Source organism: Streptomyces sp. NPDC015346, assembly GCF_043078785.1.
Taxonomy (GTDB): Bacteria; Actinomycetota; Actinomycetes; order Streptomycetales; family Streptomycetaceae; genus Streptomyces.
Window position 1 is genome coordinate 770,286 of the sequence record NZ_JBIBTW010000003.1, and the last position, 26,570, is coordinate 796,855.

At 72.0% G+C, this 26,570-nt stretch carries 27 protein-coding genes and 1 pseudogene; 12 read left to right on the top strand and 16 right to left on the bottom strand.

The genetic code is table 11. The annotated features are described in order from the left end of the window. The first annotated feature begins 110 nt into the window (after positions 1 to 110). Positions 111 to 1,307, top strand: a complete 1,197-nt coding sequence (locus ACF06X_RS14290) for a Cmx/CmrA family chloramphenicol efflux MFS transporter (protein WP_392287540.1) — start codon at positions 111 to 113, stop codon at positions 1,305 to 1,307. A gap of 12 nt (positions 1,308 to 1,319) precedes the next feature. On the opposite strand, the gene ACF06X_RS14295 is transcribed toward ACF06X_RS14290, so the two are convergent. The 4 genes and pseudogenes from ACF06X_RS14295 to ACF06X_RS14310 form a co-directional block, all read right to left on the bottom strand. Then, on the bottom strand, positions 1,320 to 1,856 hold the full coding sequence (locus tag ACF06X_RS14295; protein WP_392287541.1) for a thermonuclease family protein: 537 nt from the start codon (positions 1,854 to 1,856) through the stop codon (positions 1,320 to 1,322). Positions 1,857 to 1,910: 54 nt separating this feature from the next. Beyond that, positions 1,911 to 4,196, bottom strand: coding sequence for an FtsX-like permease family protein (locus ACF06X_RS14300; protein WP_392287542.1), 2,286 nt, complete (start codon positions 4,194 to 4,196; stop codon positions 1,911 to 1,913). Between the two features lie 158 nt (positions 4,197 to 4,354). Next, a pseudogene (locus ACF06X_RS14305) lies at positions 4,355 to 5,122 on the bottom strand (ABC transporter ATP-binding protein); the annotation flags it as partial. Positions 5,123 to 5,139: 17 nt separating this feature from the next. Further along, the gene (locus ACF06X_RS14310; protein ID WP_392287543.1) at positions 5,140 to 5,655 is read right to left on the bottom strand and encodes a PadR family transcriptional regulator; all 516 of its coding nucleotides are present in this window, start codon (positions 5,653 to 5,655) and stop codon (positions 5,140 to 5,142) included. Between the two features lie 124 nt (positions 5,656 to 5,779). Here ACF06X_RS14310 and ACF06X_RS14315 point away from each other — a divergent pair, with 124 nt between their 5' ends. From ACF06X_RS14315 to ACF06X_RS14345, 7 genes are all read left to right on the top strand, one after another. Continuing rightward, complete coding sequence (locus ACF06X_RS14315; RefSeq protein WP_392287544.1) at positions 5,780 to 7,054, top strand: ABC transporter substrate-binding protein; 1,275 nt, start codon at positions 5,780 to 5,782, stop codon at positions 7,052 to 7,054. A gap of 231 nt (positions 7,055 to 7,285) precedes the next feature. Then, on the top strand, positions 7,286 to 8,965 hold the full coding sequence (locus ACF06X_RS14320; RefSeq protein ID WP_392287545.1) for a glycoside hydrolase family 13 protein: 1,680 nt from the start codon (positions 7,286 to 7,288) through the stop codon (positions 8,963 to 8,965). 103 nt (positions 8,966 to 9,068) lie between these two features. Next, entirely contained in the window at positions 9,069 to 10,394 is a 1,326-nt protein-coding gene (locus tag ACF06X_RS14325) for an ABC transporter substrate-binding protein (protein WP_392287546.1), read from the top strand. A gap of 5 nt (positions 10,395 to 10,399) precedes the next feature. Next, positions 10,400 to 11,749: an ABC transporter permease subunit gene (locus tag ACF06X_RS14330; protein WP_392287547.1), complete on the top strand. Its 1,350-nt coding sequence runs from the start codon at positions 10,400 to 10,402 to the stop codon at positions 11,747 to 11,749. Then, on the top strand, positions 11,746 to 12,678 hold the full coding sequence (locus ACF06X_RS14335) for a carbohydrate ABC transporter permease (protein ID WP_392287548.1): 933 nt from the start codon (positions 11,746 to 11,748) through the stop codon (positions 12,676 to 12,678). Before ACF06X_RS14330 ends, ACF06X_RS14335 begins: the two co-directional genes overlap by 4 nt. A gap of 82 nt (positions 12,679 to 12,760) precedes the next feature. Continuing rightward, a complete protein-coding gene (locus ACF06X_RS14340; RefSeq protein ID WP_392287549.1) occupies positions 12,761 to 13,387 on the top strand; it encodes a hypothetical protein in 627 nt (208 codons plus the stop codon). Further along, positions 13,387 to 14,082, top strand: a complete 696-nt coding sequence (locus ACF06X_RS14345; RefSeq protein ID WP_392287550.1) for a hypothetical protein — start codon at positions 13,387 to 13,389, stop codon at positions 14,080 to 14,082. The genes ACF06X_RS14340 and ACF06X_RS14345 overlap by 1 nt, the downstream gene beginning before the upstream one ends. A gap of 64 nt (positions 14,083 to 14,146) precedes the next feature. Here the strand turns inward: ACF06X_RS14345 and thpR are convergent, their stop codons facing one another. Next, positions 14,147 to 14,731 carry an RNA 2',3'-cyclic phosphodiesterase gene (thpR, locus tag ACF06X_RS14350; RefSeq protein WP_392287551.1) on the bottom strand — a complete coding sequence of 195 codons (585 nt, stop codon included), beginning with the start codon at positions 14,729 to 14,731 and terminating at the stop codon, positions 14,147 to 14,149. A 186-nt stretch (positions 14,732 to 14,917) separates the two neighbouring features. On the opposite strand from thpR, the gene ACF06X_RS14355 reads away from it, so the two are divergent. Further along, a complete protein-coding gene (locus tag ACF06X_RS14355) occupies positions 14,918 to 15,574 on the top strand; it encodes a DUF5701 family protein (protein WP_392287552.1) in 657 nt (218 codons plus the stop codon). A 46-nt stretch (positions 15,575 to 15,620) separates the two neighbouring features. Here the strand turns inward: ACF06X_RS14355 and ACF06X_RS14360 are convergent, their stop codons facing one another. Then, on the bottom strand, positions 15,621 to 15,959 hold the full coding sequence (locus ACF06X_RS14360) for a hypothetical protein (protein ID WP_392287553.1): 339 nt from the start codon (positions 15,957 to 15,959) through the stop codon (positions 15,621 to 15,623). Positions 15,960 to 15,996: 37 nt separating this feature from the next. Here ACF06X_RS14360 and ACF06X_RS14365 point away from each other — a divergent pair, with 37 nt between their 5' ends. Then, a complete protein-coding gene (locus tag ACF06X_RS14365; protein ID WP_392287554.1) occupies positions 15,997 to 17,451 on the top strand; it encodes a hypothetical protein in 1,455 nt (484 codons plus the stop codon). A gap of 57 nt (positions 17,452 to 17,508) precedes the next feature. Here ACF06X_RS14365 and ACF06X_RS14370 read toward each other — a convergent pair whose 3' ends face one another. The 3 genes from ACF06X_RS14370 to ACF06X_RS14380 form a co-directional block, all read right to left on the bottom strand. Beyond that, on the bottom strand, positions 17,509 to 18,045 hold the full coding sequence (locus ACF06X_RS14370; RefSeq protein WP_392287555.1) for an NUDIX hydrolase family protein: 537 nt from the start codon (positions 18,043 to 18,045) through the stop codon (positions 17,509 to 17,511). A gap of 86 nt (positions 18,046 to 18,131) precedes the next feature. Next, positions 18,132 to 18,977, bottom strand: coding sequence for a DUF4097 domain-containing protein (locus ACF06X_RS14375; RefSeq protein ID WP_392287556.1), 846 nt, complete (start codon positions 18,975 to 18,977; stop codon positions 18,132 to 18,134). 80 nt (positions 18,978 to 19,057) lie between these two features. After that, positions 19,058 to 19,567 carry a toxin-antitoxin system HicB family antitoxin gene (locus tag ACF06X_RS14380; protein WP_392287557.1) on the bottom strand — a complete coding sequence of 170 codons (510 nt, stop codon included), beginning with the start codon at positions 19,565 to 19,567 and terminating at the stop codon, positions 19,058 to 19,060. 211 nt (positions 19,568 to 19,778) lie between these two features. Here ACF06X_RS14380 and ACF06X_RS14385 point away from each other — a divergent pair, with 211 nt between their 5' ends. Further along, on the top strand, positions 19,779 to 20,294 hold the full coding sequence (locus ACF06X_RS14385) for a M23 family metallopeptidase (protein WP_392287558.1): 516 nt from the start codon (positions 19,779 to 19,781) through the stop codon (positions 20,292 to 20,294). A gap of 84 nt (positions 20,295 to 20,378) precedes the next feature. Here the strand turns inward: ACF06X_RS14385 and ACF06X_RS14390 are convergent, their stop codons facing one another. The 6 genes from ACF06X_RS14390 to ACF06X_RS14415 all read right to left on the bottom strand — a co-directional run bounded on the left by ACF06X_RS14390 (position 20,379) and on the right by ACF06X_RS14415 (position 24,730). After that, positions 20,379 to 21,044, bottom strand: a complete 666-nt coding sequence (locus ACF06X_RS14390; protein WP_392287559.1) for a DUF1579 family protein — start codon at positions 21,042 to 21,044, stop codon at positions 20,379 to 20,381. Then, positions 21,041 to 21,934, bottom strand: coding sequence for an alpha/beta hydrolase (locus ACF06X_RS14395; protein WP_392287560.1), 894 nt, complete (start codon positions 21,932 to 21,934; stop codon positions 21,041 to 21,043). Before ACF06X_RS14395 ends, ACF06X_RS14390 begins: the two co-directional genes overlap by 4 nt. Positions 21,935 to 22,087: 153 nt before the next feature. Continuing rightward, entirely contained in the window at positions 22,088 to 22,549 is a 462-nt protein-coding gene (locus ACF06X_RS14400) for a nuclear transport factor 2 family protein (RefSeq protein WP_392287561.1), read from the bottom strand. Next, positions 22,546 to 22,971, bottom strand: a complete 426-nt coding sequence (locus ACF06X_RS14405; protein ID WP_392287562.1) for a nuclear transport factor 2 family protein — start codon at positions 22,969 to 22,971, stop codon at positions 22,546 to 22,548. Before ACF06X_RS14405 ends, ACF06X_RS14400 begins: the two co-directional genes overlap by 4 nt. 84 nt (positions 22,972 to 23,055) lie before the next feature. Beyond that, positions 23,056 to 23,985 carry a hypothetical protein gene (locus tag ACF06X_RS14410; RefSeq protein ID WP_392287563.1) on the bottom strand — a complete coding sequence of 310 codons (930 nt, stop codon included), beginning with the start codon at positions 23,983 to 23,985 and terminating at the stop codon, positions 23,056 to 23,058. 220 nt (positions 23,986 to 24,205) lie between these two features. Next, a complete protein-coding gene (locus tag ACF06X_RS14415; RefSeq protein ID WP_392287564.1) occupies positions 24,206 to 24,730 on the bottom strand; it encodes an SRPBCC family protein in 525 nt (174 codons plus the stop codon). 64 nt (positions 24,731 to 24,794) lie between these two features. Between ACF06X_RS14415 and ACF06X_RS14420 the strand changes: the two genes are divergently transcribed. Continuing rightward, positions 24,795 to 25,397: a TetR/AcrR family transcriptional regulator gene (locus ACF06X_RS14420; protein ID WP_392287565.1), complete on the top strand. Its 603-nt coding sequence runs from the start codon at positions 24,795 to 24,797 to the stop codon at positions 25,395 to 25,397. A gap of 39 nt (positions 25,398 to 25,436) precedes the next feature. Here ACF06X_RS14420 and ACF06X_RS14425 read toward each other — a convergent pair whose 3' ends face one another. Beyond that, positions 25,437 to 26,465: a phosphotransferase family protein gene (locus ACF06X_RS14425; protein ID WP_392287566.1), complete on the bottom strand. Its 1,029-nt coding sequence runs from the start codon at positions 26,463 to 26,465 to the stop codon at positions 25,437 to 25,439. Between the last annotated feature and the right edge of the window lie 105 nt (positions 26,466 to 26,570).

Consider the following 26,570-nt stretch of genomic DNA (forward strand, 5'->3'; position numbering starts at 1 on the left):
CCCCGCCGTCGTCCCGCCGCGTGCCCGCGGCCGGACGCGCGCGCCCATGGGTGCTGACCGCGGTGACGAGACGTCTCTTCTCGTACCTCTCCTCACCTCGGAGCCACTCGATGCCTCTCGCGCTCTACCTGCTCGCCCTGGCGGTCTTCGCCATGGGCACCTCGGAGTTCATGCTCGCCGGCCTCCTGCCCGACATCGCGTCGGACCTCGACGTGCCCGTCGGGACAGCAGGCCTGCTCACCTCGGCCTTCGCGGTCGGAATGATCGTCGGCGCCCCGCTCGTGGCCGCGTCGGCCCGCAACTGGCCGGTACGAACCAGCCTCCTCGGGTTCATTCTCGTGTTCGTGGCGGCCCACGCCGTGGGCGCCGCCACCTCGAGCTTCCCGGTTCTCGTCGTGACCCGGGTGATCGCGGCGCTCGCCAACGCGGGGTTCCTCGCCGTGGCGCTCACGACCGCCGGCACGCTGGTCGCTCCCGACAGGAAGGGACGCGCGCTCGCCGTGCTGCTGTCGGGCATGACGGTGGCCACGATCGCCGGAGTGCCGGGAGGATCGGTGCTGGGCACGTTCCTCGGGTGGCGCGCCACGTTCTGGGCCGTCGCCGCTCTCTGCGTCCCCGCGGCCGTCGGCATCCTCAAAGGAATCCCGGCGCGCCCCGTGCGGGAGGACGAGCCGGACCGACCGGCCCTCCGAGCGGAGCTCGCGCGCCTGGGGAGCCCGCGGCTGATGCTTGTGATGCTGCTCGGCGCGCTCGTGAACGCGGCGACCTTCGCCGGCTTCACCTTCCTCGCCCCCCTCGTGACCGACACCGCCGGCCTCGCCGAGCAGTGGATCCCCCTCGTCCTCGTGCTCTTCGGCGTCGGCTCCTTCGTCGGCGTCACCCTCGCCGGGCGGTTCTCCGACCGACGCCCCGGCCTGGTCGTCACCGTCGGCGGTCCCCTCCTGCTCTTCGGCTGGTTCGCCATGGCCGTGCTGGCCGAGAAGCCGGTCGCTCTGCTCCTCCTCGTGTTCGCGCAGGGCGCCCTGTCGTTCGCGCTGGGCAGCACACTGATCACACGAATCCTCTACGAGGCGGCGGGAGCCCCCACCATGGCGGGGGCGTACGCCACCGCCGCCCTCAACATCGGCGCCGCGGTCGGACCACTCCTCGCCGCGGCCACCCTCGGCACCGCGGTCGGGAACCACGGGCCGCTCTGGACCAGTGGACTCCTCGTCGCCGTCGCCCTGCTCGTCGCGTTGCCCCTGCGCGGTGTGATCGCGGATGAGCCGGAGCGGCGAGATGGTGCCGCACTGACAGGGATCCGGTGACCTGCCGACCCGTCAGGAGGTGGGGCAGGCGGACCACAGGCCCGCACCGGCCTGGCGGGCGGCCGCCTCTGCCGCGGTCATCGTCTTCCAGTACTTGTCGTCGGGCTCGAACAGCACACTCCTCGCGTGACCGCTGCGCACCAGGGACTCGTTGACGAAGACACCCTGCTCATTCCACACGTAGAGCAGATAGCGGTCGTTGCGGTCCTTGAGCCGGACGTCGGTCTCCGTCCGCAGCGTGCTGCCCGGTGGCAGCAGCTCGCGGGTACGGGCCGTCGCCTCGCGGAAGTAGCACTCGCCGCGCTCGGGGGTGTCGATCTCGAGCAGGCGCACGCGGACGACGTCACCGGCGGGGACGACCCGGCCCGTGCCTCGCACTTCGATCGTGTCGCCGTCGACGACGCGGACCACGACGGGGCCGGGCGGGGCGGCCTGCGCCGGGGCGGTGGGGACCAGGACGCCGAGGCTCAGGAGCGCGGTGGCCGAGGCCAGGACGGCGGTCCGCCTGCGGGAGGAAGGCTGCCTGGAAGGTCGCGTGGAGCGTCGCATGTCCACCCCTCTCAGCGGGGTTCTTCCGCCTTCAGTACAGCACCGGGGAGGTGGTCACGCGACCGCGCTGAGCGTGTCCGCGAGGCGGTGGCGGGTGGCGCGGGCGGCGGGGAGCACGGCGAGGGCGACCGCGCCCGCGACGGCCGCCGCCGTCAGGGCCACGAGGTGCGGAAGGGAGGGAGCCTGGGCGATGCCCGCGCCGATTCCGGTGGCTCGGGCCTCGTGATCGATCAGCCAGTGCGCGAGGGGGACGCCGAGAGCCGCGCCGGCCAGGGCGGCGGCCAGGGCCGTGCAGCCCACGGCGGTGACGGTGACCGTGGTGATCTGGCGCGGGGAGAGGCCGATGGCCTTCAGCGCGAGCAGGTCGCGCTCGCCGTCCCGCACGCTGCCGCCGATCGTCGTGGACAGTTCGGTGAGGCCGATCAGGGCCAGGACCGCGATCAGTCCGGCGACGAGGCCGCGCAGCGCGGAGAGATGGTCGGCGGGGCTGGTGACCTCGTGGATGTCGAGCCGGCCGCGCGAGGCGTCGGCGAGGTCGGCGCTCACCGTACGAGGGTCCGCACCGGGCCGCAGTTGCAATTGGTAGAGGCTGGGGCGCAGGCCGGGGTCGTTCTCGCGCAGGGTGTCGAGCGAGGTGGAGATGACACGGCCGCCGTTCTCCGGTTCGATGCTGCGGCCCACGATGTGCAGCACCTGGGGCCGGCCGCCGGCGGTCAGCCGTACCCAGTCGCCGACCTGGGCGCCGAGCAGGTCGAGCAGGCCCTGCCCCGCGACGGCCTCGTCGGGACCCTGGGCCGCGCGGCCTTCGGCGATGGAGTACGGGTAGGGCCGCTCGCGGGTACCGAGGCCGCGCAGCGCGATGGTGCCGGTCTGGCCGGGCACCAGCGCGGCGACCTCCAGACCGGGGTGGGCCGCCCGGACGTCCGGGTGCGCCGCGAGGAGCGCCGCCGCCTCGCGGTCGCCGAGCGTGCCGTCGGGGCGGGCCGTCAGCGCGGCGGCGAGACCGACCTGCTCGGGGCGGCTGTCGAACCGCTCGATGGTCGTCCACGCGCCGAGCGCCACGGTGATCAGCAGCAGGGGCAGCGCGAGGCGCACGACGGCGGCCGGGGCACGGCGCCCCCGCCCGAAGGCCCGGTGCCAGCCGAGGACCAGGGCGGGCGGTACGCGCAGCCCGAGCGCCCTGCGGGCGGCGCCGGAGAGACCTCCGCCCCGGGCCGCGGCCGGCGGCAGCACCGGTACGGGTGGCACGCGGCCCGCCCGCCACGCGGCCAGGCAGGTGGCCGCCCCGATGAACAGCACGGCCGCGACGGGGACGAGCAGGAGGGCCGGGAGGTGGCCCGGCAGACCCTGCCAGACCTGGACCGCGTCGCCGAGCCGGCCGGGCAGGCGGCCGCCCAGGGTCCGGACGAGCGAGGCGGCCAGGGCGGCTCCGAGGACGGCGAAGGCGAGGTGCTGGACGAGGAAGATCCGTACGACCTGGCCGGGTGTGAAGCCGACGGCTTTCAGGACGGAGATGTCCCGCAGGTGGCCGCGCACCCGTGTGCTGATGGCGCCGAACACCGCGAGCGCGGCGGCGATGAGGGCGCCGAGGCCGAAGAGGCCGAGGACCTGGCCGAGCAGTCTGGTGTCGCCCTGCGCCTCGGCGCGGGCCTGCCGCCAGGTGGAGATGTCGTCGACGGCGCCCGCGCCGAGCATGGTGACGGCGCGCTGCACGGTGTAGTCGGTGTCGCCGGGATCGGTGAGCCGCAGCCCGACGACCTGGCCCGCCGTACCGTCCCGGGGCACGGCGCGCGGGAGCGCCCACACGGTGCCGGGGCGTTCGCCGGGGCGGTAGCGGCGCTCGGCGGTCTCGGCGACGCCCCGGACGGTGAGCGTGCGCCCGGCGACGGTGAGCCGGTCGCCCGGCTCGGCCCACAGGGCGCGGGCCAGGCCCGCTTCGAGGACGACGCCGTCGGGTGCGGCCGGGTCGAGCCAGCGGCCCGACGTCATCAGCGGGCGGCCCGTGGCGGGCAGACCGGTGTCGGTGGCGCGCAGCTCCACTCCGGCGCGGGCGCCGCGCGAGGCGACGGTGGTGGTGGCGGTGCGGTACGGGCCGGAGACGGCGGCGACACCGTCGAGGGAGGCGAGCCGTCCGGTGTCGGCGGCGGATCCGGTGTGGATCCAGACGTGCGCGCCGTGGGACCGGGTGAAGACCCGCTGCCACGGATTGGTGGCGTAGCCGAACAGGGCGGTGGCGAGCAGCAGCGAGGCGACGATGCCGGCGGTGGCGGCGACGAGGAAGAGCGCCTCGCCCCGGTGCGTGCGCAGATCGGCGTGCGCCCAGCGCAGCATGGCCCGCACGGTCAGCCCTTCAGGTCGTGCGTCGGGCCGTGGATCGGGCGGTGGGCCGGGCCGTGCCCGCGGTCGGGCGTCACGTCGTTCGCGGGGGCGTCTGTCGGGTCATTCGCCGTGGCGTCCGCCGGGTCGTCCGTCGGGTCGTCCGTCGGGCCGGGTGTGAGGTCGTTCAGCGCGAGGACGCCGGACAGGCCGGTGCCGCGCGACGGCGTACCGCCCAGTGCGGCGTCGTCGGCTATGCGGCCGTCGAAGAAGCTGATCACCCGGTCCGCCGCGCTGGCCAGCCGCGCGTCGTGAGTGACGAGGACGATGGTCTGCCCGCGCTGGTGGAAGCGGGTCAGCAGCCGCATCACCTCGCGGGTGCCCTTGCTGTCGAGACTGCCGGCCGGTTCGTCGGCGAGGAGCAGGCGCGGATGGTTGACCAGCGCGCGGGCGAGGGCGACGCGCTGCTGCTCACCACCGGACAGTTCGCCGGGCATGCTGCGGGCCTTGCCGTCGAGGCCCAGCTCGGCGAGGAGCTTCTCCCGCTCGGCGCGGGCCTGCCGGGCGGAGGCGCCGGCCAGCAGGGCGGGCAGCTCGACGTTGTCGGCGACGGTGAGGTTGGAGACGAGGTTGAAGAACTGGAAGACGATGCCGATGCGGCGGCGCCGCTCGACGGCCCAGCGCGCCTCGCTGTAGCCGTCGGTGCGTTCTCCGTCGAGCCACAGGGAGCCGCTGTCGGGGCGCTGGAGGCCGCCGAGCAGGTGCAGCAGGGTGGACTTCCCGGCGCCCGAGGGGCCGGTGACGGCGACGAACTCGCCGTGTCGCACGGCCAGGTCGACGCCGCGTACGGCATGGGCGGGGGCGCCCTCGCCGTGGTGGGTCTTGACGAGGCCCTCGGCGCGCAGCAGCGGCTCGGCCGATTCGGCGGGGATAGTGGATAGGGCGGATATGGGGGAGGCGTCGTCCGTCACCGCAGGTCCTCCAGTTCCTCCTGGCAGCGCTCCAGCCAGTCGAGGTCGGCCTGCAGATGCAGCATGGCGCCCTCGATCAGCAGGTGAGCGATGCGGTTGTCCCGGTCTTCGGTGGCGGCCAGCTTGGACAGGTTGCGCATGGTGTTGAGGTACTCGCGTCGCTGCTTGTTGATGAGGGCGATCTGGTCGGCGAGTCCGGTCCTCGGGGCGAGGGCGAGCTTCATGAAGAACTCGTCCCGGACCCTCGGTTCGTCGGCCGTCTCCTCGAACCAGGCGCGCAGCGCTTCCCGCCCGGCGTCGGTGAGGCGGTAGATCTTCTTGTTGGGCCGGCTCTCCTGGGCGATCTCCTCGCCCTCGATGAGGCCGGACTTCTCCAGCCGGCCGAGCGTCACATAGATCTGGCCGACGTTGGTGGGAGGGTACGCGGCGCCCAGCAGTTGCTCAAGGTCCTGCTTGAGCTCGTAGCCGTGGGCGGGCCCCCGGGCCAGGAGAGCGAGGAGGGGAAGGCGCACTCGTGCTGTCCTCCTCCACGGGCTCCCGATGTGATGTGGGCTCTAGTATCGCCCATGCCTAACGGGTATACATGCCCGAGACGCGAGACGCCGATGTCCTGCGCCGGTGCACAGGGAGGAACCTATGCGGTGGATACGTGCCGCGGGTAGGGGTCTCCTGGTGGCCATGGTCGTTCTGACCGGATATGTGGCATCCGGGACCGCCCCGGCGGCCGGGGAACGCCAGGGCGGGCGGGGTCCGATGACCCTCGCCACGGCCGGCGACCTCACGGGCTATCTCGGCCGCGTGCTCGACGGGTGGAACCAGGCGCATCCGGCCGAGCGCGTCACTCTGGTCGAACTGCCGGACTCGGCGGACGAGACCCGCGCCCAGATGATCACCGACCTGCGGTCGGGTGCGGGCCGGTTCGACATCCTCAACATCGACGTGGCCTGGACGACGGAGTTCGCCGCCGCCGGGTGGATCGCACCCGTGGACCGGACCCGGATCCCGCTCGACGGCTTCCTCCGGCCGGTCGTGGACACGGCGACGTACGAGGGAAGGCTGTACGCCGTCCCGTACGTCACCAACGCCGGGATGCTCTTCTACCGCAAGGACGTGCTCGACCGCGAGGGCGAACGGCCGCCGCGGACCTGGGCGGAGCTGGAACGGCAGGCGCGCACGATCGCGCCACGGCACGGACTCGCGGGGTACGCGGGGCAGTTCCTGCCGTACGAGGGGCTGACCGTCAACGCCGCCGAGGCCGTGTACTCGGCGGGCGGCACGATCCTCGGCGACGAGGGCGAGCGGGTGACGGTGGACTCGCCGGCGGCCCGCGCGGGGGTCGGGTTCCTCGCCCGGGGCGTACGCGACGGCTGGATCCCCCGCGAGGCGCTGACGTACACGGAGGAGGAGTCGCGCCGGGCGTTCCAGGGCGGCCGGCTGCTCTTCCTGCGTAACTGGCCGTACGCCTACGCGGGCGCCTCAGGCGCGGACTCCAAGGTGGCGGGGAGGTTCGGTGCCGTGCCGCTGCCCGGCCCGGACGGGCCGGGCACGAGCGTCCTCGGCGGGTCGAACCTCGCGGTGAGCAGCCATGCCCGGCATCCGGACTCGGCGCGCGACCTCATCGCGTACCTCACGAGCGAGCGGGTGCAGCGGCGCGTGCTGACCGAGGGCGCCCTGCCGCCGGTGCGGGCCGCGCTCTACCGGGACCCGGCGCTGGTGCGGCGCTTCCCCTACCTGCCCGCGCTGCGCGCCAGTGTGCTCGCCGCGGCCCCGCGGCCCAAGAGCCCGCGGTACGAGCAGGTCAGCCTGGCCGTGCAGGCCGTGATGCACGACGCCATGGCCCAGCACCAGACGCCCGAGGCGGCCGTGCGGCGGCTGGCCGGCGAACTCGCGGCCATCGCCCGCCGCCGCTGACCCGATCCGGTCGTCTCTTTCCGGATGTCGGGCTCCTAGTTATCTGTTAGGTGTCCCCGAGGTGTCCCGTCGCGTCCAAGCCGTGACACGTACCGGGACATAACACCCCAACTTTCGCAGGTTTCTGCACGCTCGTTGACACCCCCTCGTCATACCTACTTAACATGCATGCATAACCGCTATCCGCTCTGGATCGCGCGCACCCTTCACGAAGAAACAGGTCAACGGGTGATGCTCACAGCTCCGGCCGGCGACGGCCTCTCGCAGCGCCTCACACACCGCTCCACCCACCCCTGGTGGCGCGACGCGGTGATCTACCAGGTGTACGTCCGCAGCTTCCTGGACAGCACCGGGGACGGCATCGGCGACCTCGCCGGGGTCCGCGCCGGATTCCCGTACCTGAAGAAACTCGGCGTCGACGGCGTCTGGCTGAGCCCCTTCTACCCGTCACCGCAGGCCGACCACGGCTACGACGTCGCCGACTACTGCGACGTGGACCCCGTCTACGGCGACCTGGAGGAGTTCGGCCGGCTCGTCGCCGACGCCCACCGGCTCGGCATCAAGGTCCTCCTCGACATCGTCCCCAACCACTGCTCCAGCGAGCACGCCTGGTTCCGCGAGGCGCTCACGGCCGGTCCCGGCAGCGAGGCCCGCGCCCGCTTCCACTTCGCCGACGGCCGAGGCCCGGGCGGGAACGAGCCGCCCAACAACTGGCACGCCATGTTCGGCGGACCTGCCTGGAGCCGGGTGACCGAGGAGGACGGCACACCCGGCCAGTGGTACCTGCACATGTTCACCCCCGAGCAGCCCGACCTGAACTGGCGCAACCCCGAGGTGGGCGACCACTTCGAGCACGTCCTGCGGTTCTGGCTGGACCGGGGCGTGGACGGCTTCCGCATCGACGTGGCCGCCGGCCTCTTCAAGCACCCGGAACTCCCCGACTCCGCCGACCCCGAGGCCGACGCCCGCACCCGCGACTCGGTCAACCCGCTGGCCTGGAACCAGCCCGAGGTGCACGACGTGTGGCGGCACTGGCGATCGGTCTGCGAGGAGTACACGGCCCGCGACGGGCGCGAGCGGCTGCTCGTCGGCGAGGTCTCCGTACCGACCGCCCGCGAACACGCGCTGTACGTACGCCCCGACGAGCTCCACCAGGCCTTCTTCTTCGACCTGCTCGGCGCGCCCTGGGACGCCGGCACCTTCCGCACCGTGATCGACGAGGCGCTGCGGGACATCGCCGGCACCGGCTCCACCGTCACCTGGGTGCTCAACAACCACGACCAGGTCCGCACCGTCACCCGGTACGGCGAGTCCGGCACCGAGGGCAGCGGCCTGGGAGCCGCCCGGGCGCGGGCCGCCGCCCTGCTGATGCTGGCGCTCCCCGGCGCCGCGTACATCTACCAGGGCGAGGAGCTGGGCCTGCCCGAGGTCGTGGACCTGCCCGACGAGGTGCTCACCGACCCCATCTTCCGGCGCACCGGCAGCCGGGCCCGCATCCGCGACGGCTGCCGCGTACCGCTGCCGTGGTCGGGCCACGCCTCGCCGTTCGGCTTCAGCACCGGCGCCGAGAGCGCCAAGCCGTGGCTGCCGCAGCCCGGCTGGTTCGCCGAGCACGCCACCGACCGGGCGCTCGCCGACACGCGCTCGTTCTGGCACCTGTACCGCGAAGGCCTGCAACTGCGCCGAGGGCTGCCGCAGTTGGGCGAAGGCACTCTGCGCTGGCTGGAGGCACCGCCCGGTGTCCTGGCCTTCGAACGCGGCGAAGGTCTGGTCTGCGCCGTGAACTTCACCGCCGCGTCGGTGCCCGCACCGGTCGCCGGCGCCCCGCTGCTGTCCAGCGGCCCCTGCCCGGCCGGCGTACTCCCCGGATCCACCGCCGCCTGGTGGACCAGCGACCACACCACCCCCTGACCACACCACCCCCTGACCACACGGCCCGCACCACCAGCCGCCGCATCACCAGCGACCGCACGGCCCACACCACCCGTGACCACACCACCTCGGAGGTATGACCATGAACGCACGACGACGGACGACGATGGCGTGCTGCTCGGCGCTCACCCTGGCACTCGCGGCCACCGCCTGCGGCGGCGACCCGGTGAGCGCGGGCGGTGGCGGCAAGGAACTCAGCGGCCAGACCCTGAACGTGGCCGGTGTCTGGTCCGGCGCCGAACAGAAGAACTTCCAGAAGGTGCTGGACGCCTTCACCGAGAAGACCGGGGCCCAGACCCGCTTCACCTCGACCGGTGACAACGTCTCGACGGTCGTCGGCAGCAAGATCGAGGGCGGCAACGCCCCCGACGTGGTGATGGTCCCCCAGGTCGGCGTGCTCCAGCAGTTCGCCGAGAAGGGCTGGCTCACGCCGCTCTCCGACAAGACCGCCGGCGCCGTCGCCGCCAACTACGCGCCCGTGTGGAAGGAGTACGGCTCCGTCGACGGCAAGCTGTACGGCCTCTACTTCAAGGCGGCCCACAAGTCGACCGTCTGGTACAGCCCGGAGGCGTTCGAACAGGCCGGCGTCACACCGCCGAAGACGTACGAGGAGATGCTCAGGAGCGGACAGGCCGTCTCCGACTCCGGCCTGGCCGCCTTCGCGGTCGCCGGTGAGGACGGCTGGACGCTCACCGACTGGTTCGAGAACATCTACCTCTCCCAGGCCGGCCCCGAGAAGTACGACCAGCTCGCCCGGCACGAGATCAGCTGGACCGACCCCAGCGTGGTCAAGGCGCTGACCACGCTCGGCACGCTGTTCTCCGACAAGAAGCTGATAGCCGGCGGCCAGAAGGGCGCCCTGGGCACCGACTTCCCCGGCTCCGTCGAGAAGGTCTTCGGCCCCGAACCGGAGGCGGCGATGGTGTACGAGGGCGACTTCGTCGCCGGCATCGCCAAGGACCAGTTCGGCAGGAAGATCGGCCAGGACGCCACCTTCTTCCCCTTCCCGGCGGTGGCGGGCGGCAAGGCCCCCGTCGTCAGCGGCGGTGACGCGGCCGTCGTCCTGAAGGACGGCAAGAACCCGAAGGCCGCGACGGCGTTCCTGGAGTACCTGGCGACACCCGAGGCGGCCGCCGTGTGGGCCGGGGCCGGCGGGTTCCTTTCCCCCAACAAGAAGCTGGACCTGGCCTCCTACGGAGACGACACCCTGCGCGAGACCGCCAAGTCGCTGATCAACGCCGGGGACTCGGTGCGCTTCGACATGTCGGACCAGGCCCCCGCCTCCTTCGGCGGCACCAAGGGCGTCGGCGAGTGGAAGCTGCTCCAGGACTTCCTGCGCGACCCGTCGAACCCGGCCGGGACCGCGGCCGCGCTGGAAGCCGCCGCGGCCAAGGCCTACAAGGGCTGACGGACATGACCACCCTCACCCCTCCCGTGGGGGCCGCGAGTCCCCGGCGGCGCGCCCAGCGCCGCCGGCGGACCATCGCCGTCGCCTTCGTCCTGCCCGCGCTGCTGCTCCTCGGCGCGCTGGTCGTCTACCCCGTCCTCTTCTCCGTCGGCCGCAGCTTCTTCGACGCGTCCGGGAGCCGGTTCGTCGGCGGGGAGAACTACGCGGAGATGTTCCGCGACCCGGCCACGCTGACCGCGATCCGCAACAGCGCCATCTGGGTCGTCGTCGCACCGACCCTGCTGACCGGGCTCGGGCTCGTCCTCGCCGTCCTGGTGGAGAAGGTCCGCTGGGCCACCGCGTTCAAGCTGTTGCTGTTCATGCCGATGGCCGTCTCCTTCCTCGCGGCGGGCATCATCTTCCGCCTCGCCTACGAGGAGGACCCCGACAAGGGCGTTCTCAACGCCGCCGTGGTGGGCGTCCACGACGTCTTCACGGGCACGTCCTCGTATCCGACCGCACGCGCCCGGGACGACCAGGGCCTGCGCAAGGCCCCGGACGGGTCGTACGGCACGGCCGAGGCCGTCTCGCCGGGCCGGACCGTCAACCTCGGACTGGTGGGGGTGTCGCCCAAGGACATGCCGGCCGAGGCGAAGCCGGCGTCGACGGCATCGACGGCATCGACGGCGAAGCCCGGCGCGGACGAGGTGCGCGGCGCCGTCTATCTGGACTTCACACCCGGCGGCGGGGGACGGCCGGGCGTGATCGACCCGGCGGAACGCGGCCTGCCGGGCCTGACGGTGGAGGCCGTACGGGACGGCAGGGCGGTCGCCACCTCGACGACGGCGGCGGACGGCTCGTACCACTTCGCGGGCCTCGCGGACGGCTCGTACACCGTGCGGCTGCCCGCCGCGAACTTCGCGCCGCCCTACGAGGGCGTGTCCTGGCTCGGTCCGGCCCTCGTCACCCCGGCGATCATCGGCGCGTACCTGTGGATCTGGACCGGCTTCGCCATGGTGCTCATCGGCGCCGGCCTGTCCTCGCTGCCGCGCGACGCGCTGGAGGCGGCCAGGATGGACGGCGCGAGCGAATGGCAGGTGTTCCGCAGGATCACCGTGCCGCTCCTCGCACCCGTGCTGACGGTCGTCTTCGTGACCCTGGTGATCAACGTGATGAAGGTCTTCGACCTCATCTACATCATCGCGCCCGGGCCGGTGCAGGAGGACGCCACCGTACTGGCCACCCAGATGTGGCTCGTCTCCTTCGGCGGCGGCAACGACCAGGGGCTCGGCAGCGCGCTCGGGGTGCTGCTCCTGCTGCTCGTGATCCCCGCCATGGTGTTCAACGTCCGCCGCTTCCGCAGGAGTCAGTCATGAGCGCGACCGCCACCCCGGCCCCGTCGAAGAGCCCGGCGCCGCCGCCCGGTCCGAGCACAACCGTTACGCCCACACCCCGCCGCAATCCGGGCGGCCGACTCCGCCGGTGGCTGGGCAACGGCCTGGTCCAGGCGTTCCTCGCGGTCGTCGGCCTGGTCTGGGTCACCCCGGTCGCGGGTCTCCTGCTGTCCTCGCTGCGCTCGGCCGACGACAGCGCGTCGAGTGGCTGGTGGACCGCCCTGAGCGCTCCCGGTCAGCTGTCGCTCGACAACTACACGGCGCTCCTGGCCAACGCCGGCATCACGCGGGCCTTCTGGAACACGGTGCTCATCTCCGTGCCGACGACCGTCCTCGTCGTCGGCCTCGCCGCACTCGCGGGCTACGCCTTCGCCTGGCTGGAGTTCCCCGGCCGGGACTGGATCTTCCTGGCCGTGGTGGCCCTGCTGGTGGTCCCGGTGCAGGTCGGTCTGCTGCCGGTCGCCAAACTCTTCGGACAGCTGGGCCTGTTCGGCACGATCCCGGGCGTGGTGCTCTTCCATGTCGCGTACGGGCTGCCGTTCGCCGTCTTCCTGCTGCGCAACTACTTCGCCGACATCCCGCGCGAGATGCTGGAGGCCGCACGGATGGACGGGGGCGGCGAGTGGCGGATCTTCACGCGGCTCGTGCTGCCGGTGGGCCGCCCGGCCATCGCGAGCCTGGCGATCTTCCAGTTCCTCTGGGTGTGGAACGACATGCTGGTGGCGCTGCTCTTCGCGGACAGCTCCTCGCAACCGTTGACGGTGGAACTCCAGTCGCAGGTACGGCAGTTCGGCAGCAACATCGACGTGCTCGCGCCCGGCGCCTTTCTCTCCCTGATCGTCCCGGTCGTGGTCTTCTTCGCCTTCCAGCGGCACTTCGTGCAGGGGGTGATGGCCGGATCGGTCAAGTGAGGTCAGGTTTGGCACCTGGATAAGCGGCAAGCCGAACCGACAGGCGCGCCGTGAAAGCAGGATTCGATCCAGGAAGGCAGCCATGTCGACGCTGACCACAGTTCTCATCATCGCGGCGGTGGTCGCGGTGTTGCTGGCGGCCGGTGTCCTGCTCCGGGCCCGTTCGGGTCCGGGCAGCGGCACACGCTCCCTCAAGCGGCGCTTCGGCCCCGAGTACGACCGCACCCTCGAACGCCACGGCGGAGACACCGAGGCCGCCCACCACGACCTGCGCGAACGGGTCGAGCGGCATGGCCACATCCGGTTGCTGCCGCTGGAGCCCGCCGTCCGCGAGCAGTACGTCGCCCAGTGGACCACGCTCCAGGAACGCTTCGTGGACGCCCCTCGGCAGGCCGTCGCCGACGCCGAGCGACTTCTCGCGCGGATCGCGGCGACCCGGGGCTTCCCCGCCGCCGACCGGTACGACGAGCAGCTCGCCGCCCTGTCGGTGCACCACCCGCACCATGTGGACGGCCTGCGCAGGGCACGCGGGGCCGCACACTCCTCGTCCGCGTCCACCGACCAACTGCGCCAGGCCCTGCTCCAAGCGCGCGGTCTGTTCGAGGCCCTGACGACGGCCGCCCCGGCGCACGGTGTCACGGCGCGACCGCGCAAGGCGTCCGGGCACGGGCGCGGGCAGCTGCTCAAGCCGAAGGGGAGTGGTGCGTGATGGCGCGCGAGAACCGGCCAGGAGGCGCCTCACGGCAGGAGCCCGAGGCTCCCGCGTACCCGGCCCCGACGGGCACCGGCGACGGATCGCCCCGTAAGGCCGCACCCGTGCCGGCCGAGAACGTCGGCCGCCCGGTGCCGCCGCCCCCGCCCCCGCCGCCGGTCACGGGTGCCACCGGCACCCCGGTGACACCACTGGCCACGTCCCCCATGTCCGCCGCGTCGTCCGAGGACCGCAGCGCCACGGGCCGGAACGGAGGGAGTCGTTCCGACGCTCCCGCCGTGACCCCCGTCGCGCCGCGCGGACGGAGCGCGGCGGATCCGCTCGGGCGGGACGGCCGCGGTGACGCGAACGACGGGCGGCACGCGGACGGTACGGGCCCCGGGGCCGGCCCCGGTGGCGACGGAAGGCCCGAGCGGTTGCTGGGAGACGCCGACCGCGCCCGCCTGGGAGAGCGCCTGCACCACGCGCTCGCCGGGTTCGTGGACTCGCCGCGCGACTCGGTCGCCGAGGCGGCCGAGGTGCTCGACGAGGTGGAGAGGGAGCTCATCGCCTCCCTCCAGGACCGCCGCACCGCGCTGCGGGCGGGCTGGCAGGGGGACGGCGACTCGGGGGACCGGGGCGCCGACACCGAACAGCTCCGGCTCACCCTGCGTACCTACCGCGAGGTGACGGAACGGCTGCTCGGCACCTGACCCCGGCGCCCCTCCCCCCCCGGCGCCCCTCCGCCCGGCACGGCGGAGGGGCGCCGGCGCGCTCCTAGGCACCCGCGCCGAAGCTCCACGCGTCGATGTCGCGATAACGGATCGGCCCCGGGCCGCGGCCGAAGTTGCTGCCGACCAGGTGGAGGCGCTCGGCCCGCCACGGGCTGCCGGCGAACGCGCTGAGCCCGGCGGCGGCCTTCACGGCGCTGGAGTGATCGTCGCGGCGGGATCGGGCCAGGGTGAGATGGGGACGCAGCGGCCGGTCCTCGAAGGCGACACCGCACTCCTTGATCGCGGCGCGGACCTCGGTGGCGAGGAGGTGCAGCCCTTCGAGATCGCCCTCGATCCCGCTCCACAACACCCGCTCGTCGAAACACCCGGCGCCGCGCAGCGCCAACTCCAGGGGCCGGTGCCTGTCCGCGATCTGTGCGAGCGGTGAGCGCAGGAGCGGCACGGTCGTGGAGGGCACCTCGCCGAGGAACGCCAGGGTGATGTGCCAGTCCTCGATACGGTTCCAGCGCATGCGCGGGTACGCCTCGTCATACGGCCGCAGTGCGCGCGCCAGTTCTTCCTTCGCCTCGTCGGGCGGAGCGAGCGCTATGAACACGCGGACGGTCGGGACCTCGATCTGTTCGTTCACAAGGAATTCGTACACCAAGGGTCCCGGGGCGGTTCCGACCAGCCTCCTCGCCCGGGGCCGGTCGCCGTCAGGGGTTCTTTTTAATCAACCAGCCCTTCCCGCCTCTTGGTTGTACCCTCCACCGTGATCGTCTCCCGGCGGGACGCTCGCTGACGCGCCGGGAACCACCACGAACAGGGGAGTACCTTGCCCGAGACCTCGTCCGCCGCCGCCGTGACCCCCCTCCCGCCGCCGGCCGCGCAGGCAGAGCGCTTGATCGAGCTCGGGGTGCACGAGCTCGCGGGGATTCCCGCCGACGAGCTGCGTGCCTTCGCCGCGAACGCCGGCAGCGAAGGCGGTGAGGCCCTTCTCGCCCTCCATCCGGACCGCGCCCCGGCCTCCGCCCTCGCGCCGCTGCTCCGCCGCGAGGGCAAGGCCGGCTTCGTCGTCGTCGACATGCCCGACGTCGACGACTTCGGCCCCGACGGCATCGAGCTGCCCGACGCCCCCTACTACCTCGTCACCGGCCTCGACCGCGGCGACCACATGGCCAACTGGAGCCCCGAAGAGGCCCTGCCCGCCCTCACCAAGGAGAACCGCTCCCCGCTGCTGCTCACCGAGGGCATCCACTGGGTGCTCCAGCAGCCGGCGGTCCTCGAACGCAACCACTGCTTCATGACCATCGGCTCCCGGCTGCGCAAGGCAAACGGCACGCTGGACGCCCGTACCCCGGCGATCTGGATCAGCAACGGCACCGGACGGGACGGCCGCGAACGGCGCAACGCCCCGAAGGTCGGCTGGTGCTGGTGGGGCAACCGCCACACCTGGCTCGGCTTCGGCTCCGCCACAGGCCGCACACCCTAGTTCACGGAAGCCGCGCCGACCGCCCCGCTACAGTCCCGGGCCCCAGTCACGACGAGATGACCGACGTCGAAACCGCGGTGCGCCGTGCCGTCGGTGGCCGAGATCCGTAGACCGGTGCGACGGGCGAGGGGGAGGCGGGGTTGGTGAGCTTGCGGTTGCTGATCCGCCAGTGGTCCTGGTTGGTCAGGGTGACGGCACTGGCGGCACCGTTGCCGTCGATCACGGGCAGGGCGCCGGTGCCGTAGCTGGTCAGGGAGATGGGGACTGCGGAGGTGCCACTGCCCCTCGGGGCCAGAGAGCCGGTGCAGGTGCTCCCCGCGGCGGAGGCTGGCGCGTCGGCGAGGGCGACGGTACCGGATCCGGTAACAAACTGACGTACCGTCATAGAAGGGGTGGAGCGACACCTTCCGCAGGAGGAATGCATGACGAAGAGTTACAGGGCGAGAGCGATGGCGTCGCTGCTGGGGGCCGTCGCCGCGTCCCTGCTGGCGACAGCGCCCGCACAGGCCGCCGACGATCCCGGTCTCGCTCTGAGCAATCTCGAGCTGCGCCCGCTCTCCGACCGGGCCGAACTGCAGACCCGGGTCGCCAGACTCAATGCCGACCTGCCGAACGTCGAAGTGAATTCGATCCTGCGGCAGGCGGACCGTCAGGGCACATGGAGTGACAGCGTCTGCAACGGTGCGGCCACCGAAGGCACCTCGGTCCCGGAGAACTTCTCCCGCAGCTTCTGCTTCGACCGCGACGACAACGGCGACGAGGACTCCGAGTGGTGGCCGCAGGGTGTGACCAGCGTCGCCGACGCCGAGGAGGACCAGACCTGGGGCGATCCTGAGCCCGGCTGGGATCCCGCGGATCACCAGCCCATGATGGTGACCTGGTACAACAAGGACGACTGGAACGACGACGAGAAGCCGGACGACACGGACATCGACGGGCTTCACACCGAACGCAAGGGCGTCCGCGTCTCCTTCATCGATTCCCGCACCGGGAAGTACGCCCACGTCCTGCTCGTGTACCCGGTCATCGACGGCTCGGACCACGCCAGCTATATGAGCGTGCGCACTTCGCAGAGATACTCGACGGGCGAATACACGTACGGTTCGCTGCATGCCGGCGGAATCGTCTGGTACGGCCATTACCTGTACGTGGCGGACACCCACCGTGGATTCCGCGTCTTCGACCTGCGTAACCTCATCGACCTCGGAGCCCTGCCCGCCGACACATGGGGTACGTCCACGACCGCCATCGGCAGGCATGACGGCGTCTACCACGCCCACGGTTACCGCTACATCCTCCCGCAGAGCGACGGATGGACCTTCTCCGCCTGCGACACGGCCGAGCCCCCGCGCGGCACCGCGTGCGACACGCAGGCCGCCGACACGACCTGCACGGCCACGGAGGTCACCCCGAAGACCAGCTTCGCCGGTCTCGACCGCAGCGCGACCGTACGGCACGTCACCACGGGCGAATGGTGCGACAAGGCGCAGGCCACGGACGCGTACACCACCGGCCGGGTCATCCGTTGGCCGATGAGCGCCGACGGGGGAACACCGGCGCTGGACAGCGACGGACACTGGGTGGCTGACGCCGCCTACCGCATTCCGTACAACCCCGCGTATTCCGACAACGGCGGAATCCAGGGCGCCGCGGTCATCGGCGGTACGTACTACCTCAGCCAGAGCCGAGGATCGTCGAACGGCAAGGTGATCGTCGCCAGGCCCGACACCACCACCGGGCGACTCGTCGAAACGTTCAGGCGCCGGGCCTCCGCGATCGGGGTCGAAGACTTCTCCGTCTGGCCCGGATCACCGCATCAGCTCTGGACGGTGACCGAGCACCCCGGCCGGCGCATGCTGTTCAGCGTCACCCCGTGAGCCGGCCGCCGACAGTCGGCCGCCGGTCCCGGAGCCCGGCGGCCGTGCGGGGAGACTTCAGTACGTGTGGCCCACGTGCGCGAGGGCTTGTTTCAGCAGCACCCCGTGCCCACCCGGCATCTCGTTCTGCACGGCGGGTGAGGCCGCTTCCCGCGGACTGAACCAGACCAGGTCCAGCGCGTCCTGCCGTGGGCGGCAGTCGCCGGCCACCGGCACGATGTACGCGAGAGACACCGCGTGCTGGCGCGGGTCGTGGTAGGCGGTGACGCCCGCCGTGGGGAAGTACTCGGCGACCGTGAAGGGCTGCAGGGAGGCGGGGACGCGGGGCAGGGCCACCGGGCCGAGATCCTTCTCCAGGTGGCGCAGCAGCGCGTCACGGACCCGCTCGTGGTGCATGACACGCCCGGACACCAGGGCGCGGCTGATGGTTCCGTCCGCGCCGATCCGCAGGAGCAGTCCGATGCTGGTGACTTCACCGCTGTCGTCCACGCGCACGGGCACGGCCTCGACGTACAGGATCGGCATCCGGTCCCTGGCCGTGTTCAGCTCGTCCGTGGTCAGCCAGCCGGGTGTGGTCTCGGTCATGTCAGACATCGCTTGATCATACTTTCAAGACCGGGCCCGCGCCCAGACCGCGTGTCTGCCAGCCGGGTGGCACGAAGGACCGGCGTGCGTACGGGCTACATGCCTCGGCGGATGTCGATGTTGCCGTACCGGGTGCGGGCGCGGATCTTGACCGTGTCCTCGGTCTTCTCCGGGGTCTCCGACGCGGTCAGGGTGTTGCGCACCTGGCCGGCGCCCGAGCTGACGTCGAGCCAGGCGGCCGTGCCCTCGCGGACGCCGACCTCGATGGCACCGTAGGAGGTCTCCAACTGGACGGTGCCTCGGGCCACCTCGCCCACCCGGAGGGTGCCGTGGGCGGTGGTGGCGGTGACCGAGTCCTCGGCGCGCCGGATCTCGATGTCGCCGTTGGCTCCGCTGACCCGCAGCTCGCCGGTCGCGGCGCCGACGGTCGTGGTGCCGTGCGAGTTCTTCAGGACGGCGGGGCCGTCGAGCAGGCCGACGCGCAGGCTGCCGGAGCTGGTGGTGATCTCGGCCGCGCCCTCGACGCGGTCCACGGTGATCGAACCGTGCGACGCGGTCAGCTTCAGCGGTCCGGTCGCATCGAGGCGGACGTCGCCGGAGGAGGTCTTCACGCGGACCTCCCCGAGCAGGCCCTCGCCGAGCACCTGGACCCAGGCGCCGCTCATGTCGACGTGAGAGCCCGTGGGCAGGTCGACCGTCACGTCGACGGTGCCGGTGCGCCCGAGGCCGAGCAGATTGGGCTTGGGCGTCCTGACGGTCAGTACACCGCTCGAGAAGGTGATCTCGGTCTGCTCGGCCGCCCGCACGTCCTGGTCCTTCTTCGGATCGCGGGGCCGCGCCTCGACGACGGTGTCGAGGCGGTCGCCCGCGGTGAACTGGAGGGAACCGGCCTCCACGCGTGCGGTGACCGAGATCGGTGCGGGAGTGTCGAAAGAAGGCATGGCTGTCCCGTCCTCTTGGGTCTACAGGGCGTCCCCACTGGTGGGACGTGGTGTGGGTGAGTGAAGTGGTGGGGGAGCGGCTAGCGCACCCAGCCCGTGAAGCTCTGCCCGACGGCCTGGGCCTTCTCCGCCGTGCGCGGGCGCCCGCCGCCTTCGACCGCGGCCGACACCGCGCGCACCAGCCACGCGTTGACCGACAGCCCCTCGCGGGCCGCGGCCTCCTCGGCACGGGCCTTCAGGTGGGCCGGCAGACGCAGATTGACCCTGGCAGTACCACCCTCGTCGCCCTCCGCCGGAGCAGGCGCCTGGAGCGGTTCGAGGGCCGTCGCGGCTTCCGGTTCCGCGGCGGCGGGCGCCGTCACCACGAAGTCGGGGTCGAGCCCGCGCAGCCGTACGTCGACCGAACCGGGAGCGAGATCCCGGGTGATCTCGGCCGTCGCGGCCGAGAGCACATTGAGCATGGTCAGCCGGGCCGCCGACTCCAGCGGAGCGGTGAGTCTCTCCGCCAGCTGCCGGGCTTCGTCACCGCCGGCCTCGGCGGCCACCGCGAGCTCGCGGCGGAGGGTGTCGACATACGGGGTGAGGTCCATGGCGCCATCATGGCACCACGATGGCGCAACCTGCAAGCCCGAATGGCGCCAAGCGCAGCATCCGTGTCGGGTGACGGAAGGGCTTACTGAAAGTTTCTGCAACAACCTTGTTGAAAGGGGGAGTTGGTGCCAGTGTGGTCGCGTCTTGATCGGACCCTCAACGGGAGGCGCAGTGCGCAACGCGAGACGACTTCTCCTCAGATTCGGCGCCATGGCGAGCTCAGCACTCACGATCGCGGGAATCGGCCTCATAGCAGCCCCTCCGGCCGCGGCCGTCGACTACTACTACGAACTTCCCTACCCGTCGGGTGAGTCCTACCTCGTCACCCAAGGCCCCGAGGGCACGTACTCGCACACCGGCCCGTACAACGAGTACGCCTGGGACTTCGGGCTTCCGGCGAACTACGAGGTCTCCGCCGCGCAGGGCGGCACGGTTCTCGTCTCCGACTGGTCGCCGTACTGGCAGAACGGCATCGAGGTCATCATCCGCCACTCGAACGGCCAATGCACCCACTACGCCCACCTCAACCGGGCGATCTACAACGCGGGTGACTGGGTCCCGCAGGGCCGGATCATCGGCTGGTCGGGAGCCACCGGCGCGGCGAACGGCGCGCACCTGCACTTCCAGGTCATCAACTGCAGCACCCGCGTCGGTATCCGGGCCACGCTGCAGGGCTGGACGCCGCCCACCGGATCACGGCCGGTGAGCGTCAACACCCGGGCCTGATACGGGTCTTACCGCCCCCGCCACACCCGGCGCGACGAGCGACCGGTGTGGCGGGGGCGGCCCGGTGGTCCTGGCTCGTGGTGGTCAGTGGAGCCGACGGGTGTAGGCGACCTTGTCGACCAGACGCTCCTCCTCGCCGGGCGGGGTGAAGTACAGCTCGAAGGTGTGGTGGCCTTCGGGGTCGATGGTGATCACGGTCCGCATGGGAATGCTCCGGCCGGCGTGACCGAGAATGCCGGGGTCGGTGAACTCGCCCGGGATGGACAGCACGGTCGGACGGCCCTCGACCGGTCCGCCCCGGTACGTCATCGCCTGCGGGGTGACGTTGTCGAACGTGGTCCACTCGTAACGCCGGTCGATGTTGGAGAAGCCGAGAACGCCGAGCCGGTGGTACGGCCGCCCCCCGAGGGTGCCCTGGGTGGTCTCCTGCAGGTAGCGGCCGCCGGTCCGGTCGAGCCATCGGGTCTTGACGACGATGTCGCGCGAGACGACGGGCCGGCCGTTCTCACCGAGGATGTAGTTGGTCTTGGTGGCCTGCCAGGTTCCCTCCAGCGGGTCCAACAGGCGGTGGTACGGGCCGGGCTGGAGGACGTCGTCGGCGGCGACCCTCCCCGAGGCCACGACCGGAGCACCGCCCGCGGAGGCGGACCCGGTCAGACCGGTCAGGCTGGTGAGACTCGTCAGGCAGAGCGCGGCCGCCAGCGCGAGCGCCGGCCACCTCGGCTTGGGCGGTTGCTCGGGAGGTGTCACAGGTTCCTCCCGAAGTGCGCGGCGACGGCGTCGACGGCGACGGTCACCTGGGGTTCCTGGTCGTAGAAGTCGAACTGCGTGCCCTGCGTCCACAGGATGTCCTTGGGGCCGGCCAGTCCGGCGTGGAAGCGGCGTGCTCCCTCCGGTATGGCGGCGTCCTCGCTGTGCACGATGAGGGTGGGCTGGGTGATCCGCGGGGCGAGTGCGATGGAGTCGTACGTGAGCCAGTCCGGCCAGGACATGACGGCGAAGCGGTTCGGCCAGGCGGGCACGGCGCCGCGGGCGGGGTTGAGATAGAAGTCGATCTCGTACGGCATGGCCGCGCGCGCGTCGGTCGTGCTCACCACCGGCACGTAGTCGACCTCGCTGGTCTCGTCGTACCGGGAGCGGGCCTCCCGGCCGGTCTTGATCTTCTCGGCGACCGCGTCGGCGCCCCCGTACGCGACTTCGCAGATCGCCTCGTCGTGCAGCCAGGGGGCGACGAGCGCGAGCCCCTTGATCCGTGGGTCGTGCGCCGCGTTGTCGGACATGTACATCGCGGCCGCGCAGATGCCGAGGGCGCCGAGCCGGTCGCCGTCGACGGCCGGGTGACCGGCCAGGAAGGTCAGCGCGTGGTGGATGTCGCGGACCTTGCGCGCCGGGGACTCCGTGTCGCGGGGCTCGCCCCCGGACGCTCCGAAGCCGGTGAAGTCGAACGACAGGGCGGCGTAGCCGCGTTCGGCCAGGCGCTGGGCGTAGCGGTCCGCCATCAGCTCCTTGACGCTGGTCCAGGTGCCGGCCACCACCACGCCGGGGGCCGCGGCCGGCCGGTCGGTGCCGCCTGGCAGGAACAGATTGCCGGTGAGGGTCGCGCCCTCGCTGTCGAAGGTGACGGTCTCGCGTCGGGTCATGTCGTGTCCTCCGTGGAAGCGTGCGGACGGAAAGGTGTGTGAGCGGACGGGGCGATCGAAGGGACGGTGCGGCCTGGGCGCCGGCGCACGGGTGCCCGGGCACGGACGCCGGGCACGGGCGGCCCTTCGGCCGCTGTTCAGGCGTACTGCCGTTCAGGCGTATTGGAGGTCGGCCCTGGTGATCAGGCCGTCGGCGATGTCGAAGCTGTACGCGGCACGGAAGCCGCCCGTGCCGCCGGGCTGGAAGCGGACCAGCATTGTGGTGCCGTTCGTGCGCGGGGTGTGGCCGAGCAGGGTGTAGACCCCGCCGACGACCTCGTCCGCCGCCCATTGCCGGATGGCGGCTCGGCCGCGGATCTCCCGGCCGACGTCGACGACGACGGCGTCGGCCGCGAACGCGGCGGCCACCGCGTCCGCGTCCTTCGCCGCGACGGCGTCGAGATAGCGCTGCGCGGCCGGGTCCAACGGGCCGGACGACGGACTCGGCGACTGCGAGCGCCGGGCGGCGTCCGGGGCGTCCGCGGGGCGCGGAGTCGGGGAGGTTCCACAGGCCGCCGTGGTCCCGGCGAGGGCCAGGACGAGCGCGGCCGCGCAGGCGGCGGTGACGGCTCTCACGGCAGCAGTCCTCGGTTGCCGTCGCCCCAGGTGGCGGTCATCGTCACGCCGGTGATGAGCCAGCCGGTGTCGAAGCGCGCGAGCTCGAAACGGTAGGTGCCGCCCAGTGTCCACAGCGAGCCGCCGAAGGCGCCGCGTCCGCGATGGGTCGCCTGGAACGCGGCCGTGCAGACGGCGGTGTCGCCGTCGATCGCCACCAGGTGGTTGGCGAGCAGGTGCTGGGTGGCCTCGTAGCCGCCGAGCACCTCCTGCCAGCCGTCCACGATCTGGTCCGGGGTGAGGGTGACGGGCTCACCACCGTTGAGGCTGGTGTAGTCGAGGCGCACCCGCGGTGCGAACACGCCCCTGAGGAGGTCCCATTCGCGCTGGTCGGCGTACCAGACCAGCCGGGTGCAGGCGTCGATGACGTCGAGTCGGTCCATGCGAACGATCATGTCGGCCCCCGTCCCGGGGGCGGCAGGGGCAATGGCTGCATTCGATACTGCAGGATCTTGCAGCCGCGCCCGCTACAGCCAGCCGAGTTCCTTGGCGCGTACGGCGGCCTGGAACCGGGTGGCCGCGCCGAGGCGGGCCAGCAGGTCGGCGACATGGGAGCGGAACTTGCGTACGGAGATGTTGAGGGAGCGGGCAGCGGCCTCGTCGGTGTCGTGCCGGGTGAGCGCGTGCAGGACCTGCTGCTCGATGGGAGACAGCGGCAGGTCGTCGAGGTCCCGGGCTCGTGCCCACATGCCGTCGAAGAGGTCGCCCAGCAGGGCGACAAGGCCGGGTGACCGGATCTGCAGGGCGCCTGACGCCGGGTCGGCGGGGTCGGCCTGGACGAAGGCGACCGACCGGTTGACGAGGGCCAGGAGCCGTACGGGCTCGGTGGTGACCCGGTGCACGTCCCCGAGCGCCTGCAGGGAACGCGCGTAGGCCTCCTGCCCGGGGGCCTGGAGGGCGTCCGAGGAGAACAGCGTCCGGCTGCGGAGCCCGGCCGCGAGGAGGCGTTTGAAAGGGGTGTTGTCGTAGACGTGGGCGGAGGACCGGGCCCGGGTCTTGAGCGCCATGTACGTGCCGGGGTGGTCGGTGAGCAGCGCCCGGATCCGGCGGGTGACCGCCCGCCCGTCCACCACGTGCTCGACCATCTGGAGGGGGCGGCCGCTGCGTTGCTCCTCGGTCAGTTCGGTGAGTACGTCCCAGGCGAGGGTGAGCCCGGTCAGCTGCCGCTGAGTCCGCTCGATGCGCCGGCGAACGAGCAGGTCGACGGCGGCGGCCGGGCCGACCGCCGTCAGCTGCTGATCCACCAGCCCCAGCTCGCGTAAGTCATGGGCGACCAGCCGGACATCCGGCATCGCCAGGTCGACGCGGGCGGCGTCCAGGCCGGCGTGCGGATTGCGCAGCAGGTAGCGGTAGAGACGTTCCTGCTCGGTGGTCAGCCCCAGGCTGGCCATGCTCATGCAGATCTCCCGGGTGAGGTGGGGCGGCCGTGGTGAGGAGGGCCGGGCGGCCGTCTTGGCCTCGACGGCGCCGGATCCTAGCCGGGTTGTGCGGTGTGGGTGCGCTCTGTCTCGTGGGCGCGCCTGACCGGCCGACAGGGCACCTTCGGCTGCGCCATGGTCCGGCGCGTCGGGCGGATGGTGGCGACGGTGCGTGCCCCGCGGCGCGCGGGGCCACGCCCTACGCGCTGGTCTGCGCCGCCCGATCGTCGCGCATCGCGCGGGCGGCCAGGGCGCGGAGGAATCGGACGTAGGGCGACCATCGGGCCGGGCGGGCCACTGTGCCGGTGCAGGCGAGTTCGGCGCGGTCGAAGCTGTCCTCCATGCAGGCGTCGTGCATCGGGCGCCAGGCCAGGGGCCAGGTGACGCGCGCCAGGCCGCTGGTGGACATCGTCAGGGTGTGGTGGAGCAGGGTGTGTTCGGGGTCGACGGGCAGGACGGCCAGCTCGTGGAAGCCGTCGAACCCGCGCGGCCCGGTGAATTGGAAGCGGATCCAGCTGCTCGGCACGTACCCGGCGATGGTGTAGCGCACCGGCCCGTGTCCGCCCACCGCGCCGACTCCCAGCGGACGGTCGAACTCCATCGGCCCCCAGTCGAGACCCGGCCACAGCATGTCGCCGTCCCCGCTCGCCAAGGTGTCGATGAGTGCGCCGACCTCGCTCTCCTTCGCGGCCAGCAGGCGCTCGTGGACGTTGTAGACGCCCATGGCGTCCTCCCCTCAACAGTATTGGAGACCTCTCTCCAATAAATTGGAGGGTACTCTCTTATTCATGGCGAGACCACCCCGCTTCACCACCGATCAGCTCCTCGACGCCGCCGTACGCCTCGCGGCCGCCGACGGACCGGCCGCCGTGACCATGTCGGCCGTCGCCCAGGCCGTCGGCGCGCCGAGCGGCTCGGTCTACCACCGCTTCCCGGGGCGCGTGGCGCTGCTCGCCGAGGTGTGGCTGCGGAGCGTGGAGCGCTTCCAGGAGGGCTACTTCGCCGTGATCGACAGGGCCGCCGAGCCGCTCCGGGCGGCGCGCGCCGCTTCCCGGTACGTCGTGGCCTGGAGCCGGGAGAACTCCGAGGAAGCCGCACTCCTCCTGTACGGCCCGGCCGAGTTCGGCCGGTCCGAATGGTCCGAGGAACACACCCGGCGCGCGGACGCCGGCAACGGGCGGGTGTTCGCCTCCCTGCACGACCTCGCCGAGGCCCTCGGCGCCAGGGACGAACCGGCCCGGGACCGCGTCACCCTGGCCCTGATCGACCTGCCCCTGTCCGTGGTCCGCCGCCACCTGCGCGCAGGCACCCCCCTGCCACCCCACGCCGAGAACCTGGCCGAGGAGTGCACGGCCGCCCTCCTGGGCGACGACCGGGGCGGGCCGGCGTAAGAGGGGGTAGCCGCGGAACACCGAGGTGTCGGCCGACCTCTATGGTCGCTGCGTCGGTACTGGCTGAAGTGCGGGCCAGCGAACGAGCATGCGTTGCCGCATGGCGGAGCTGAGGCCGCTCAAGCCGCTGAGAGAGGTGTGGTCGGCCGTCAACTGGCTGACGACACCCAGCCGGTGGACGAGCCGTTGACGGGCGGTCGCGGTGCCCCACTTCCAGTCACGGTGCGGAATCCGGGCCAGGTGATCAATGCTCTCGCGTCGTGCCCGCTCAACCAGCGCGTCACCGCGCAGCAGCCAGCCGGCGCACGCGTCGGCGAGCCCGTCTTGGGCTTCGTGGCCCGTCACAGCGCGCCACTCCTCGCGGTAGGCGCTCTCCGCCCGTCCCAGCAGCGGCTCCGACGCTGAAGTGACACACCAGCAAGTCGGAAAGCCGATGCGCAGATACGCCAGCTCCATCGAGCCGCTACCCAGTGAAGCCTGCTCGAAGTCGATGAACCGGATACCCGTGGCAGTGTGGAGATCATTACCGGGACAGGGGTCCCCGTGGAGAAGAGCATGCCCGGGTGCCTGGTCGAGCCGGTTCACGAGGGCATGGAGCTCGTCGGACACACCAGACGCGACAGGAACCTCCAGCGCCCCCGCCAGTCGTAGGAAGGACTCGACATCGGCCTGGTTCGGGCCCTGCCACCGGGGAAGTACTCCGACGTCCTCCGGACGGCCCACGGCATGCAGCCGTGCCAACGCGGCCGCGTAGCCGACGATCCAGTCGCCGGCCGGGCGCCCGTGATCCAGATGCTCCAGCACCAGGACCCGCTCGCCGGGATCGGTCGCCAGCACCGCGGGCACCACAGGCATGTCGGCTCGGGCGGCGAGCCGCAGGGCGGCCACCTCGCGGGCGTATCGCTCGTCGGCATCAGGACCGTCGACGATCTGCTTCACCACGACCGTTGCCTCGGGCAACTCGACGCGCCACACGCGCGAGCGGGGACTGCTGCTCAGTCTGCGCGAGCACCTGGGTGATCCCAGTTCGGCCCGTAACTGTTCCGCGAACGGCAGTCTCCACCCCATGGGCTCATCCTTCCACGCGGCCGAACGAGCGTGTGGCGCCTGTCCACAACGGGCCGTCCTGACGAGCGCCTCACTTCGGGGAGTGCAAGAAGCCCATGACGGGCG